The 15,131-nt window shown below is 39.8% G+C and carries 11 protein-coding genes and 5 pseudogenes; 1 reads left to right on the plus strand and 15 read right to left on the minus strand.

Going from position 1 to position 15,131, the window contains the following annotated elements; translation table 11 throughout:
- The 13 genes and pseudogenes from WN50_RS16460 to WN50_RS16510 form a co-directional block, all read right to left on the minus strand.
- Positions 1-801, minus strand: an 801-nt coding sequence (locus WN50_RS16460) for a glycosyltransferase (protein ID WP_049559844.1), incomplete at its 3' end; no start/stop codon positions are given.
- A 34-nt stretch (positions 802-835) separates the two neighbouring features.
- Positions 836-2,065 (minus strand): glycosyltransferase family 4 protein, encoded by a 1,230-nt coding sequence (locus WN50_RS16465; protein WP_152964661.1) that lies wholly within the window; start codon positions 2,063-2,065, stop codon positions 836-838.
- Between the two features lie 134 nt (positions 2,066-2,199).
- The gene (locus WN50_RS16470) at positions 2,200-3,015 is read right to left on the minus strand and encodes a class I SAM-dependent methyltransferase (RefSeq protein WP_046277292.1); all 816 of its coding nucleotides are present in this window, start codon (positions 3,013-3,015) and stop codon (positions 2,200-2,202) included.
- Positions 3,016-3,109: 94 nt separating this feature from the next.
- The gene (locus tag WN50_RS16475) at positions 3,110-4,243 is read right to left on the minus strand and encodes a glycosyltransferase family 4 protein (RefSeq protein ID WP_046277293.1); all 1,134 of its coding nucleotides are present in this window, start codon (positions 4,241-4,243) and stop codon (positions 3,110-3,112) included.
- 15 nt (positions 4,244-4,258) lie between these two features.
- Positions 4,259-4,507: pseudogene (locus WN50_RS36295) on the minus strand (UPF0104 family protein); the annotation flags it as partial.
- A gap of 1 nt (position 4,508) precedes the next feature.
- A pseudogene (locus tag WN50_RS16480) lies at positions 4,509-5,423 on the minus strand (lysylphosphatidylglycerol synthase transmembrane domain-containing protein); the annotation flags it as partial.
- A gap of 18 nt (positions 5,424-5,441) precedes the next feature.
- Positions 5,442-6,264, minus strand: an 823-nt coding sequence (locus tag WN50_RS16485; protein WP_152964840.1) for a glycosyltransferase family 2 protein, incomplete at its 5' end; no start/stop codon positions are given.
- A 1-nt stretch (position 6,265) separates the two neighbouring features.
- Positions 6,266-6,543 (minus strand): annotated as a pseudogene (locus WN50_RS16490) (glycosyltransferase); the annotation flags it as partial.
- Between the two features lie 96 nt (positions 6,544-6,639).
- Positions 6,640-7,572 carry a polysaccharide deacetylase family protein gene (locus WN50_RS16495; protein WP_049557456.1) on the minus strand — a complete coding sequence of 311 codons (933 nt, stop codon included), beginning with the start codon at positions 7,570-7,572 and terminating at the stop codon, positions 6,640-6,642.
- Positions 7,573-7,584: 12 nt separating this feature from the next.
- Positions 7,585-7,812 (minus strand): hypothetical protein (locus WN50_RS36300; protein ID WP_342586762.1); only part of this gene is annotated, 228 nt, incomplete at its 5' end.
- Between the two features lies 1 nt (position 7,813).
- A pseudogene (locus WN50_RS37615) lies at positions 7,814-9,108 on the minus strand (MBOAT family O-acyltransferase); the annotation flags it as partial.
- An 81-nt stretch (positions 9,109-9,189) separates the two neighbouring features.
- Positions 9,190-10,443 carry a glycosyltransferase gene (locus WN50_RS16505; protein WP_235440788.1) on the minus strand — a complete coding sequence of 418 codons (1,254 nt, stop codon included), beginning with the start codon at positions 10,441-10,443 and terminating at the stop codon, positions 9,190-9,192.
- 39 nt (positions 10,444-10,482) lie between these two features.
- Positions 10,483-11,343 carry a class I SAM-dependent methyltransferase gene (locus WN50_RS16510; protein WP_046277296.1) on the minus strand — a complete coding sequence of 287 codons (861 nt, stop codon included), beginning with the start codon at positions 11,341-11,343 and terminating at the stop codon, positions 10,483-10,485.
- A 380-nt stretch (positions 11,344-11,723) separates the two neighbouring features.
- Between WN50_RS16510 and WN50_RS16515 the strand changes: the two genes are divergently transcribed.
- Complete coding sequence (locus WN50_RS16515) at positions 11,724-12,836, plus strand: glycosyltransferase (protein ID WP_046277297.1); 1,113 nt, start codon at positions 11,724-11,726, stop codon at positions 12,834-12,836.
- Between the two features lie 37 nt (positions 12,837-12,873).
- Here WN50_RS16515 and WN50_RS16520 read toward each other — a convergent pair whose 3' ends face one another.
- Positions 12,874-14,109 carry a glycosyltransferase family 4 protein gene (locus WN50_RS16520; protein ID WP_046277298.1) on the minus strand — a complete coding sequence of 412 codons (1,236 nt, stop codon included), beginning with the start codon at positions 14,107-14,109 and terminating at the stop codon, positions 12,874-12,876.
- A 274-nt stretch (positions 14,110-14,383) separates the two neighbouring features.
- Positions 14,384-15,119 (minus strand): annotated as a pseudogene (locus WN50_RS37620) (acyltransferase family protein); the annotation flags it as partial.
- Positions 15,120-15,131: the final 12 nt, after the last annotated feature.

Here is a 15,131-nt window from a genome sequence, read left to right on the forward strand (position 1 = left end):
ATTTCGCACAATTTCAGGCGGTTGGGTTCCGAGAAATTGATAGTTTTTCAGTTTTTGTTCGGCTAAAGTTTCAAGCTGAGTTTTTAACGTTCCATCCCCAATAATTACCAGTTGAACCTCTGGTTTTTCGGCTTGAACGTGGCTGATTGCTTCGATTAAATATTCACAGCCTTTTTTCTCGGTTAAACGCCCCACAAACAGCACGATGGGTTCGCGAGTTATTTCTAAATTGGGGCAGAATTTGTTAACATCTACGCCATGATAATGGGTTCTAATTTTTTCAGGCGGAAAGCCATTTTCTAGGAGTTTTTTATGAATAAATTGAGAAACGGTTAAAAATAAAGTGGTTTTTTCTTTTAGCTTTTCCAAACGATTAAAATAAATCCAATGATTCAGAGAGGTATAGCGGGAATGTTCGGCATCAACGGTGGCATCTGCGCCTCGATAGTGAACAATTAGAGGAATATTCAGTGATTTTATCCAGGGTAAAACTAAGACTCCACTCAACCCAAATTGAGCATGAATTAAAACCGGATTTAACTGTTTAACCTGTCGATAAAGTTGGGGAGCAAAGCCAGAAAGTTTAAAGAGTTGTTCCTCTATTTTCCCTCTCAAATTCCCGGAATTAATAACAAAGGTTCGTTCCCTGGGTAATTCTAATCCTTGTACCCGACGAGAACCCACATAATAGGCGGTAAATTGTTGAAATTTCTCCGCCGGGTCTCGTATAAAAGTCTGGGAGGGAGGAAGCAAAAGGCTGTTAAATAAGATGACGGCGGGTTTGCTTGTATAGTTCTGCATTAAATCAACTCCTAAACTGAAAAATAACTAGAAATCAACTGATAATTTTTTCATAAAGTTGGGCTAATTTTTGACCTTTAATTTCCCAAGAAAATTCTTCTTGAACTCGCTTTTGTCCGGCTTTTGCCATCTGCGTTCGCAACTCGGGGTTTTCAGCTAGAGTTTTCATCGCCAAGGCTAAATCTTTTATTGCTTGTTCGGGAGTTTCAGCCGTGATTTTAAAGCCTGTTTCTTCTGTAACTTGCAGGGCTGGCCCGCCCAAATCTAAACAGATAACAGGACAACCTGCTGCCATCGCTTCTAAACAGACTAACCCACCGGATTCATGCAGGCTAGGATGAACTAAAGCCACGCATTGTCTGAGCTTATTTAAGGTGTCTTGTCGAGAGAGTTTCTTCCAAAATTTAACTTGAGTTTGAATGCCTAATTTCTCAACTAAATCCTCAAGTATTTGGCGTTCTGGGCCGTCGCCAATCATCCAATATTCTGTATTTTTGGGTAAATTCGCTTGAGCAAAAGCTTGTAATCCTAAGTGAAATCCTTTCCAGTGTAACAGGCGACCAATACTAACAAATCTGATGGTATTTCGCTCAAGTTGAACGGCTTCTCCGAGTTGAATAATTTCTTCTTGAGATAGTCCTAATTGAGAGATGATTTCGACATGAGTGGCGCCGAGTTTTCGCAGTCTAGAGGCTGTGTCTTCTGTTGTTCCTCTAGCTAAAATACTGCGTTGAGCGGTGAGGTGAACAAAGGGGTCAATTTCTCCTAAGTTTCGGACAATATCTCGGAGAATTTCATAGCGTTTTCCTGAAGCACTAAACTCTTTGCGAAAAGCTGGGGGCGCCACTTCTCCGCCACCGACTGGCCCCCAAACAAAAGGAACGGGGAGTAATGCTAAAAAACTCGGCGTTGCATAGCGAACGTAGGTGACATGATGAACGATATCAAACTTGATTTGTTGATGCAGTTTACGGCCTAGAAAATAAGCGGAAATTTGCCAGAGATAATAGTGTAAATAAACCAGTCGTTGGTTTCGGTTCAGTTTTTGTACCCAACGAGAAGGTTCACAGTAGATAAATTCTAAGCCTGGTAAGGGATTTTTTTGGAGTTCAGCTTCGATTTCCGAACGATTATTTTCTCGCGTTAAAACCCAGACTTTGTGATATTTCACCAGTTCTCGAACGATGTTCCATCCAACTCCTGGTTCTGAACCTTCTCCGGGACGACAGGCATAGGCGGAGATTAAAACGTTCAGACCGTTCACGTTATCTTCAAGTTCTAATCGGTTAAATTCGCTCATTTGTAGTTAGGCAATTTTTTCCCATCTGTATTGAAAATTAAACTCAGTTAATGTTGATTAAATTTCGTTGACTCGGGTTGAGAATATCAGCTCGTTATTTAAGCATTGGGCTTGATAATAATTCCGACATACTTGGCATTTTCCAATATCGGTGTTTGAACAATGATTGGATTTTCGCCTACAGAATCAGAAAAATCACGGAATGCAAAATCATCATGTATATCATCTGAAATTAATATTCCTCCGGGTTTAAGAGCATTCCAGAGTTTAGGATAAGCCCACATTCGTCCTTCATAAAATTTATCACTATCATAATGAGCCATATCTATCACATTCAGCCTTTTTAGGGCTTGAGGAAGGGCTTCTCGGTCAGCGGCTGCCAAGATTGTCCAAAAACGTTTCAATTCTGAAGGGACAACACAGCCGACATACTGTTCACTTCCTTCAAAAAAATAGGGAAGGTCGGTACTAATTAGGTGAGAATTGCTTCGCTGACTCAGAGAAAGTAATAAGGTTAAAGAAGACCAACCATAAGATACTCCAGTTTCGATTACCTGTAGGGCTTGCAGGTGTTCTGCGAGCTGATAAATCAGTTCTAGATTTCCACCTCCTCCCATTTGAACGGGAGACTTTTCGGTAATTTCTCTAGCTCTACTCAATTGCTCTTGAAACTTTTCCTCAAAGGGTTCAAACTGCTGTAAACCTGTAATTTTTGTAATCGCCGTTTGAGTGTCAATTGCATATTGTTCACACCATTTTGTTGCTTCCTCTTGTGCTTTTGCTCTTGACTGTGCTGTATAAGTCGAACGTTCAGGCCAGAAAGTATTTTCGACTTTTCTTTGAGTTCTTCGGAGGGCTTCAGGATACAAGTTAGGACGATGTAATAACCAAAAAAAACGCTTTAAACTTGACATAATGCTTGGATTTTATCTGTGTTGTTTATCACTGTTTGTCATCTGCACCGAATCCCCAAATCACATAACCTGAAATCAAGCTATATGATATTTTTTAGAGTAAAGATTCTGTGACTTTCTTCAAAAACTGAGCAGCCCTATCCGGGGCATATTGATTCATTAACGCTTCTGATTGAGCGCCCATTGACACGACTAACTCTGGGTTTTCAATAAAACAACGCATTAAGTTCGCGAGCTGTTCTGGGTGATAGGGATCAAAACAGTATCCATTCTGACCATCAGTGATTAATTCCGATGCTCCTGCCCATTTTGAGCAAAGAATTGGCTTTCCTAATATCATCGCTTCTAAAACAACCATTCCCCAAGTATCTTCTAAAGTGGGTAGTACAAATACATCTGCTTTCTGAAAATATTCTCCTAGTTCTCCATAGTTAACTCGACCTACCCATTGAACGCAATCTGTTAAATCATTCTCCTGACAAAACTGTTGGAGTTCTTCCTGTTGGGAACCGTCTCCCACGATTAATACAGTATAGTTTGTATGTCCTTGTTTTTTCAAGTGTGTGCAAGCGTCTAAGAGAAAATTTAATCCTTTTCTCGGAATCACACTTCCGACAAATAGAAAGATAGGTTTTTGCCAAGAGGTTAGGGCATCTATAATATTAGCAGACTGGCTAAAAAGAGCTTGAACCGCAGGAACTTCATAGGGATGTACAAAAACCTGTGAGGGTTTCGCGTTGAGAACTTCTGTTAGATAAGATTTACCTGCGTTTGAATTGGTAATACAAGCATCGGACGCTTTAACCATTGCTCGTCGTACTGTTAACCGAGGGGCGGAATTTCGAGCATCAATACTCGGTGAACTTCCTTCATAAGCAATCACAACTTTCCATTTTCCGATAGGTTTAAAGAGTAAAGCAATCATCGTCCAAACGCCAAAGGAGTTGGAAAAAATGACATCGGGTTTAAACTTTAATAATCGATTAACGATATTTAACGGCAGATAGGTAAAACTATAGCCATAACCTTTAGAGGATTTGATAATCGGGATAATTTTTCGTTCTCCGACGATATCAATTTTAAAAGAGTCTTCAAAACCGGGAGCATAACCTCGCCAGTTTGCCACAAAAGCTGTCATTTCAGGAAATAGTTTTGCTAACTCTGCTAGAGGCGGATGCCAATAGTAAAAGGCGGAGGTGAGTAACCAAGCAATCCGAATATTATTCATTATTAAATACCGAATTTAATCTTTGGAAAGGGTAGAATTTTGTGAGCGGGTAGTGGCATATTGTCCTAAAAAGGGAAGTCCACCGACTGCGGGGAGGAAATATCGAGAGGTACAAAGTAAGCCTAAAGCGGCGGCTGTTGTTGCATCAAAATAGGGTTGATAAAATAAGACTAATGCGGCATCGCGAGTTCCAACTCCTGCAAATGTTAAGGGTAATAATCCGGCTAAAATAGCGAGGGGAGAAAGGGCTAAGTTTGCCCAAAANATATTGTCCTAAAAAGGGAAGTCCACCGACTGCGGGGAGGAAATATCGAGAGGTACAAAGTAAGCCTAAAGCGGCGGCTGTTGTTGCATCAAAATAGGGTTGATAAAATAAGACTAATGCGGCATCGCGAGTTCCAACTCCTGCAAATGTTAAGGGTAATAATCCGGCTAAAATAGCGAGGGGAGAAAGGGCTAAGTTTGCCCAAAACGGAGTCCAAGCGTTCAGTGCTAGAATGAAAAACCAGATTTGGAGTAAATGGAGGAACCAAATAAAAATTGAAGTTGTACTAATTTTCAGCAGTAGAGTTTTATCCCTCCAAAAATATTCGTGCATTTCCCCCCAAGAAATTTGTAGTTTTTTAAGTTTATCTCCAATTTTTTTATGTGAAATTTTGCTCAGACTTATAAAAAAGTAATCTGCAAGTTTTCGAGATCCTAAAAGTGAGAGTCCCAATATTAAACCCAAGCTGACACCGAGGGTCATTGTCCAAAATAAGGTATCTTTCTCAGGATAAACGATCAACCCTAGAACACACCATAACAATAGTGATAAGAGATCGCAAGTTTTTTCAAAGACAACGAGAGATAAAGAGAGTGAACCTGTTAAATGTCCCCGTTGTTGCATGAAGTATGCTTTCGCAATATCTCCCATTTTGGAGGGTAAGATCATATTCAGCACACTAGCGGCTAAAATTAAACGATTCGCCTCAGTAAACCTCAATCTTCTGCCTAAAGGCATCAGTTGTTGCAGTCGCCAAGCGGTAATCATTGTAATCGGAATAACCATTCCTAAGCTGATGATCATCCATTGGCGATCGCAATTTTTAAAAATCTCAATTAAACCCGCAATATCAATTTGAGAATAAAGAACTGCTAAAATAACTAAACTAATACCAATAGAAATCAGCCGTTTGATCACAAGAGTTAACCCATATTACTTGGAATTTGTAAACTTCTCAAACTCAGAGCGTCGTAATCGTAACTGCACATCCTCTAAAATTTTCCGGTTCACAGCCATCACATCAGCAACTAAACCCAACATCCACAATTGAAACCCGATTAAGATTAAAATGGCGGCTAAAATCAAGCTGGGTGTTCTCGCTTTGGTCATATTGTCAAAGAATAACACCAACCAACGCACACACAACATAAATCCCATTGTAAACGGAATACTCCCTAAGACCGTAAAAAATCGTAACGGTCTGTAGGTCATAAAAATGCGTAGAATCGTAAAAATTGATCGTTTAATATAAGAGGGAATACTCTTAACTAAACGAGAAGGGCGTAAATCTGGATTCGTCCGAATGGGAACCGAAGTAATCGCAATTCCTTTTTGTCCGGCTTGAATAATGGTTTCTAGGGTATAAGTATATTCGTTAAAAACATTAATTTGCATGGCGGCATTGCGACTAAACGCCCGAAACCCGCTTGGTGCATCGGGAATATTAGTGCTACTGGCTAAACGAACCACCCAACTTCCGAGTTGTTGCAAGAACTTTTTACTGGGGGAAAAGTGTTTAATCTGGCGAATCGGTCTAGCTCCCACGACAATTTCGGCATAACCGAGTAAAATAGGTTCGATTAAACGGGGAATATCCTCTGCACAATATTGATTATCGGCATCAGTATTAACAATAATATCAGCACCCGCTTTCAGACAGGCTTCGATTCCCGCCATAAATGCTTTAGCCAAGCCCTGATTGTATTCAAAACTGACAATATGATCGACCCCGCAGCCACGAGCGACATCGACGGTANTCGGCATCAGTATTAACAATAATATCAGCACCCGCTTTCAGACAGGCTTCGATTCCCGCCATAAATGCTTTAGCCAAGCCCTGATTGTATTCAAAACTGACAATATGATCGACCCCGCAGCCACGAGCGACATCGACGGTACGATCTAAGCTTCCATCGTTAATGATCAGCCATTCTACCGTATCAATACCGGGAATTTGACGGGGTAGTTGTGCGAGGGCGATCTCGAGCGTTTCTTCTTCGTTGTAGCAAGGAATCTGGATAATGAGTTTAGTCATCCCTCAGTTAAGTCAGAGGAGTAGTTGTTTGAGCTGATCAGTTTTGATTAGACTTTATCATAACAGGCTCATGTTTTTAACTCAATTCCAAAGCGTTTAGTTGATAATCGACTGTAACTGGTTGACTATTTCCGAAGATCGTATTTTTCTACCTGTAGGGCTGAGGTGATAGATTGTATCCCCAAACAGGGAGGGATCGGATTTTAAATTTAGATCTTGATCATAAATTACCGGGGCTATCTCATTTAAAGCAGATATAACGGTTTGAGCAGCTTCAACAGACTGATCATCATTTTTAGATAAGATCCAGGGCAATCCAAACACTAGAATTCCTCCAGCCTGTTCAACATCCTGATGAAATACATTTAATCGTTTGAGGCTGTGTTCTGAGATTTCCACTTTCAAACTGTCCGGTGTTGAGGAACCCGAAGGTAAAATCATTGGACTACCCCGTTGATCAAGATTAGTTTGATACTGCCCATCTGGTTTTGTAGAACTGGTATTTTCACTAAAATGGGCAAACAAGTTTTCTTGCAGTCTCTTGATTGATTGTACAATTCTATCAGAGCCAGGTACGCCCATCAACATCACTTCTTTTGCTCTCTGCTCTACCCCAAATCCTCCCAAACCGGGCTGTGAAACGGCGGCTCCAAACATACTCGAAAAATAGCCTGTTCCATCATCAGCCAGAAGTCCATATTCTGGAATTAAAAGAACAATATCACCTGGGCGAATCTCACTAGCAACGCTAGCTAAAATAGTGTTTAAACCTAGACCTGCGTGCAGTCCCATGTTAACGACGGGAATACCCACCTGTTGTTCAATTTGTAAAGCATCAATCCCAAAATGCGTACCAGAGCCACCGACAATCAAGATTCGTTTTGATCCTTTAATCTGACTTGACCGCTCAATTTTCTCTTCATAAATTGTCTTAATCCAGTTGACTTCTGGATCTAAATAGCGATTATGGATGTAACCCGCAGTCCAAACTAGGCTAGCAACAGCAAACCAACGAATAATTTTCCACATAGTAGAATATTTTTAAAACGCAAAGTAAACAAATTGAGAAGAAGATTTAGCCGCAAACAAAATGACTAAGCTTAGGATCATCAATGAGACGTTCGGTCGCAATAAAAATCTGTAGACTTGTTCTCGGTCTTGCCAAGATGCTATCTGCTCAAACCCGAGTAGTATAATAGCGAGCATTAATGTAAGACCTAAGCCCCATTTATTATTGATTGCTGCAATTTTTTCCTGGGTAGCGACAATNAACCCGAGTAGTATAATAGCGAGCATTAATGTAAGACCTAAGCCCCATTTATTATTGATTGCTGCAATTTTTTCCTGGGTAGCGACAATTGAATAGGCTGAAGGAGTGATGAGGGTTTGCAATTTAAGCAGCAATTGGTTGGTATTGTTTTCCATAAAAAATAGCCACCCAAACATCACAGATGTTAATGTTAATATCCAAGCGATGAACTGAGGAAGTGAGAACAAACGACCGATAGAACGATGAATAATCAGCAGCACGCCGTGATAAAATCCCCAGAAAATAAAATTCCAACCTGCACCATGCCAAAGACCTGAGATTGTAAATACAGTGAGAATATTTAATCCAGTCCGTCCGACTCTAGAACCGCCTAAAGGAATAAAAAGGTAGTCCCGGAACCAACCACTTAAAGTAACGTGCCATCGCCGCCAAAACTCTTGAACACTTTGGGAAATATAGGGAGCCAAAAAGTTGACTGTGAGTTGAACTCCCATCATTTTAGCCAAGCCAAGCGCAATGAAACTGTATCCGGCAAAATCGAAATAAATTCTTAATCCAAATAGATAAATCGATAACCAAATTATCCAAGCATTGGCTGTTTCTTGAAGGTTGATATGGGGTGCTAAGTTATCGCCCAATACAATCTTCATAAACAGTCCTAACACCAGCCATTTTAAGCCGGTATCAATGTTTTCAAAAGAAAAGTTAAATCGGAATTTTTCTATTTGGGGGAGAAAGTCTGAACGACGCTCAATCGGGCCAGCGACAACCTGGGGAAAAAAGGAAGCAAAATTTACATAATCGATAAATTTGATGGGGTGTCGATCATTTGTTTTATAGGAATCAACAACAAAAGCAACCATCTGAAAGGTATAAAATGAAATGCCCGGAGGAATTCCAGAAATGTTGGAAATTCCCGTGTTTTCATTCCATCCTGCGGCGATTTCTCCAAACCCTAATCCCAATACATCTTGAACCAAAAAGTCTAGATACTTAAAACTAATCAAAATAGCAAGATTAATTGTGATAGTTACTATAGCAATTGGTTTGGCTATTACTTTGGGTTGACTCTGCATCAAGCGAACCATAACGTAATTGAAGACCAACTCCAAAGCAAAAATAAAAAAACTTGAATGGGCTGCGTTCCAGAAGAGTATTAATGAAACGAGCATCAATCCTATACGATCATAGGAGGACGGCAACATCTTGAAAAGTTGACCCAAATAGCGAATTCCTAATAAGGGAATAGCCATTAACAACAACCACCACCAAAAAGAAAAATCTGTAAAATTCATTTCAATGTTCAGAAATGCAATAACTTAAACAAATCCGGTTGAAAACTGCTGAAATTTTTGAATTTTTATTGATAATCACGATTAAATAAGTATATGCTTTGAAATTAACTCAGCAAATGCTTGAGCGGAGTTTTGTTGAGCAAAAGATCGCATTTGTAAGCGATCGCACAGCTTGTCTGAGTCTTCTTGTAAAAATCGAATTAATCCTTCTGCAATTGCACTCGGCATTGTAGAATCAACGGTTAAGCCCAGTTGATAGCGTTTGACCATTTCCCCCATTAACCCATAGTTTGAACTGAGAACAGGTTTAGCTGCTGCTGCTGCGAGTAAGAGAATTCCACTCATTCCAACATGACGCTGATAGGGGGCTAATACCACATCCGCTAAGTTAAAGTAAGCGGGGATTTCTTCATCGGAAATAAACTCATATCTTCGGATGATTTGCACGGGCTTATCTTGACAAAGCTGTGCAATCTTTGGGTCTAAAGATGTGGCAATATTAGACTCCCCAACCAATAATAAACAGATTTTTTGGTTCAATTCAGGAGATAAACGAGCGATCGCATCAAGGAGTTGATAAATTCCTTTGCGTTGAGTTAAGGCTCCAAATAAGAGAAAAATATTTCGTTCGGGGTCAATTCCTAACTCTTCTCTCAGTAAAGAACAGGGCGAATTTTCAGGTTCAATCAGTTCAACGGGATCGGGTAAATGAATCGCTTTTACATGAGTATTAAATCGGTTTAAGTGATTGATAGCAAAGGGATCGAGACAGAATAAATTTTGTAGTTTTGGGTGTCGTAAAATGCGAGAGAGGAGTAATTTTTCACGCCATTGTTGCCAGCGTTCTTGCTGAGTAGGACTGTAGTTTGTGAGTTCTTGAGGATAATGAAATGTAGGTCGAAAGTAAATTCCTGAAAACGAACAAGGAGAGGGTCTACCCAACGCCAGTGGAAACTCACAGGTATCAAAGTACATAATCAGAGCGTGAGTTGCTGCGAGTTTCTCTGCATATTTACCGAAAATTTCCCACTCTTGAAAATTCCGCAAAGATCTTTTGATTTTAGACTTTCTAGAGTTGAGAGCGGCTTCTTCTTCGGGGGAAATTCCCACAAAGTTAATTTGACTCGGCGAATGAGTTGCAGCCCAGTCTACAACATTACGATGTTCCTCAAAAAATCGCGGTGAAACAACGACATTAAGCTGCCCTGAAAAGCTCTGTTTATGCCAATACTGAATCAGATGTTGAATGTAGATGGGATGATGACCTTTCACGGACAGATCAAAAAGCATGAGTTTTTGAGTGCTTTTTGCTTCTCTTTCACTCGGTTTATTCACGGCTGAATTGAGCCTCACTGAATTGTTTGTTTCACCTCTCTATTTAATCCCGACAATCGTCATTCCTCTAAATAACAATGGGGTACTCGCAACTTTTTTTCGCAGGGCATAGGGGAACTTTTCCAAAATAACTTCACTCCCACTAATTAAAGGAAGTGTTGCCATGTTCAGAGGAATTTCTAGATGAAATTTTTCTGTGCTTTTCACCCAAAGCACTTGGGAAAATCCAACTTTTCGGAAAAGCTTATATAACTCGGTTACGGTGTATTCTTTGAGGTGAAATCCTCGAGCGACCTCATCAAAGTATTTTGAGATATCATGGGGGCCAGATAAACGATGAGGCGTGATACAAATATATTTGCCTTTCGGAGCGAGTGTTTTGTAAATATTCTGAAGTTGTTCGACTGCATCATCCGGGTGCAAATGTTCCATCAGTTGGTGACTGTAAGCAATATCAACACTATTTTCTGGAGCATTTACACTGCACCCATCTGAGACAATAAACTCCATATTGTCTGGAAATGTTGTATTTTTAGTGACTTCTGTTGCCACATCGACTGCATAGACTTTTTTCACCCATTTAGACACTTCCATCGATAAACTACAATCTCCGGGGCCGATTTCTAAGTAGGTTGTTTCCGGAGTCAAAAATCGTTTCAAAAGATACATTCGTTGAGTGACAATCCAAGCCGTAATTTCCGGGCTTGATTTGCGTGTCCATCGGGGATGATGGGGAAGAGTGGTGTATAACTTATCATACAAAGTGGTGTATAAATTTCGTCTTTCTTCCTTATTAGAGTTCAGGAGTTGACTCGCTAACTGTTTTTCGAGTTCATAATGTTCTTTTAACTGTTCAACCGTTCTACTCTCTGAACTGGGGACTGAAATTTTAGTGGACATTTAACTTGGATCTCCCGATTAAAAATTAACGTTGGTGAGTTTGAGCGGATTCAAATCAATTTTTTTTCAACGGACTGCCTCTGGACAAAGGAAGTCTGAATTTGAGAAAATTTTATTCTAATCGTTATACNGTTTTTCGAGTTCATAATGTTCTTTTAACTGTTCAACCGTTCTACTCTCTGAACTGGGGACTGAAATTTTAGTGGACATTTAACTTGGATCTCCCGATTAAAAATTAACGTTGGTGAGTTTGAGCGGATTCAAATCAATTTTTTTTCAACGGACTGCCTCTGGACAAAGGAAGTCTGAATTTGAGAAAATTTTATTCTAATCGTTATACTATAATATACTCAATAAAGTACAAGTTGCCAAGTTTTCAAATGCTAGAAAGATCACCTGATGTAGCCTTTTTTCTCGGTTTCTTAGGTGGTGGTGGAGCGGAGCGAGTTTTCATTAATCTGACTCGGAGTTTTGCCGAACGAGGTTTAAAGGTAGATTTGGTGTTAAGTTCAGCCGGAGGGCCTCATTTAGAGAAAGTATCACCTCAAGTCAGAATTATTGATTTCAAAACACCTCGCCTGACTGCTTGCCTCCCTTCCCTGATCAGTTACTTAAAACAAGAACAACCGAGAGGAATGCTTTCAACTCTCCACTATGCCAATGAAGTGGCTCTCTTGGCGAAAAAGCTTTCTAGAACTCCAACAAGGGTGGTGGTACGTGAGGCAAATAATCTTTCCAGAGACACCCAAGCATCGACACCCTATAAAAGACGTTTACTACCCTTTTTGGTCAGATCTTTTTATCCTTGGGCTGATCATATTGTAGCTGTTTCTAAGGGAGTTGCAGAGGATCTTTCTCAGGTTTCTGGTTTGTCCCTAGAACGTATCCAAACGATTTATAATCCCACAATCACTCCAGAGTTACAGGAAAAAGCGAAAGAACCTCTTGATCATCCTTGGTTTGCTGATGGACAACCTCCAGTCATTTTAGGAGTGGGTAAATTACACATTCAAAAAGATTTTTCAATGCTAATTCGGGCTTTTGCACAAGTCCGACAAGTCCGAGAAGCTCGATTAATGATTTTAGGATGGGGGCCTGAACGACCTCAACTCGAAGCATTAGTTCAAGAATTAGGCTTAGAAAATGATGTGGCATTACCGGATCATGTATTGAATCCTTATGCCTATATGTCACGATCCGCAGTCTTTGTATTATCCTCCGCTTGGGAAGGCTTACCGAATGTATTAATTGAAGCGATGGCAACGGCAGTCCCTGTGATTTCTACAGATTGTCAAAGTGGGCCTTCTGAAATTCTCAAGGGTGGTGAATATGGCTGGTTAACTCCAGTTGGTGATAGTCAAGCGATGGCCGAGGCAATTCTGAAAGTTTTATCGGGGAATTTAAAGCCAATTGATCCCGATTGGCTCAAACAGTTTACGTTGGAAGTTTCAAGTCAACGATATCTAGATATTCTGGGAATTACTCAAGATTAATACAGACCCAAATCTGGATTTAAATCGGAGGATTGAACTAACTTTTAATCTCAGAATAAAGAGTATAATAACGTTGAGCTTGTAACTCCCAACTTAACTCTTGTTCTGCTTTTTTGCGGGCTTGAGTCCGTAATATTTGATAGCGATCGCGATCTTCGAGTACCCAAGCAATTCCTTGGGCTAAATCTTCAATTTCAAAAGGTTTGGCTAAATAGCCATCCTGTTGATGAGTGACAATATCTTTCAGTCCAGTTGCTGCAAATGCAACGACCGGAGTTCCACAAGCTAAAGACTCAGAAGCCGTTTGTCCAAAAGCTTCTTGAATGCTCGGTACAACCATGACATTTGCTGCGGAATAGACCAAGGCGAGGGAAAGATCATCGTTAAATTGACCCAGATAATGGGTTTTAAATCCTAAATCTAGGGGTTTTTCAGGTTGAGAATCTCCGAAAACCACCAGTTCAATTTGATCTTCCCCAACAGACTGACTAAGACTTTGCAGGGCAGGTTGCAAAAGCTGAAACCCCTTTCTTAAATCCCCTGTTGTTCCTGGAGATGCCCCAAATAAAACCAGTTTTTTTTCTCGGGGTAAATTGAGTAGTGATCGGGCAATTGACATCTCAATGGGTTTGTATTTTTCTAAATCTAGTCCATGAGGAATCACTTCAATTCTGACATCTTTAAAAACAGAACTTGATTCTGCACAATCAGCCAGCCAAATACTGGGGCTAACAATGGTGAGATTTGCCGCTTTCCAAGCTTTCTTTTTGCGTTGTAAAACCCAACGGGATAAATCTTGATTTTTCTCACTTTTCAGTTGAGGACAAGCCCCACAAGAATCACTATAGCGATCGCATTCTTGGGCGTAATGACACCCACCTGTAAACGGCCACATATCATGGAGAGTCCAAACAATAGGTTGATTAAATTTGGCTAAAGTTTCAATTTGTACAAACCCATTACAAATCCAATGTAAATGAACAATATCAGGATTAATTTGGCTGACTTTAGAAGCGAGAATATCTGGAAACCATTGAACCGCAAAGCGAGTTCTAGGACGCTTCGGGTAAAGTTTTAAAGGGATATTAGATGAAGGTGGCCCTAACTTTGTTAAGAGACTTTTCTCCGCAATAACGGTTTGATCCGTGCTAAACTTACCTCGAACAAGCATTTGTGAATGAATACCCACTGAACAGAGTCCTTGGTGGAGTCGGTAAGCAGCGCGTGCTGCCCCTCCTTCAATATCTGTGCTGCTTAAATGCAGGATTTTCATCATCAACCTCTTAATATTTCAGATTAATTTAGACACCACTATACACCGAACATCAGCCGAGAGAGTGATTTTCTTTTCATCAGCAACGATGTCACCAGCCAACTTATGATAAAACTGAAGATAGAAATTGCTAAGAACAGCAAAGTTGAACCCTCAAAAGTCGAGTTTGGATTCATTCGATTCAGCAGAATTATTAAAATCTCAACCACGATGAGATGAATCAGATAAATCCCGAAAGAATAAAGACCAGATTGATTAATTAAATGATTTTCANAAATTGCTAAGAACAGCAAAGTTGAACCCTCAAAAGTCGAGTTTGGATTCATTCGATTCAGCAGAATTATTAAAATCTCAACCACGATGAGATGAATCAGATAAATCCCGAAAGAATAAAGACCAGATTGATTAATTAAATGATTTTCAGGAATATATTTAGACAGAGAAACTGCTAGCAGTAAAGCAGAATATCCCAGATAAACTTCGGAAAATGACTCCGGTAAAATCAGCGTTCCCCCCAAAGCGATGAGTACAAACGTTATCAAAAGGGCAATTGTAAAACCTTTCTCCTGAAGTCTTTTATTCAAAGGTGCTTTCCAACTTGGATAGTTCAATAACATCGCTACAAAAATATACGGTAGACATCTGATAATCCAAGATAATTGGACTAATGCAATGCGAACAATACTATTATCTTTAGCCTGATCAAAAAATGTTTCTAGAAAGTTTTGAAAAGCCACATTCTCACCCAACTCAAAAGCATTTCCTGTCTTCAGGATCAATTCATAGATGATCAAACTCAATACACAGAATAAAACCAAAGTTTTTAATGCAACTTTTCTGTGAACTAAAAATTCACATCCTTTAACCGTGATAGTTCCAATAATCAGAAGCGGTAAAAAATACAAGTGAAATGCTGCTCCTCCAAAAAATAGGATCGAAACAGGATCTTCTAATAAATGACTTAACTGATCATAATCTCGATCAATGGCATACTTAGCTGCTTTATACAACAGATAAAATAA

The organism is Limnoraphis robusta CS-951 (genome assembly GCF_000972705.2).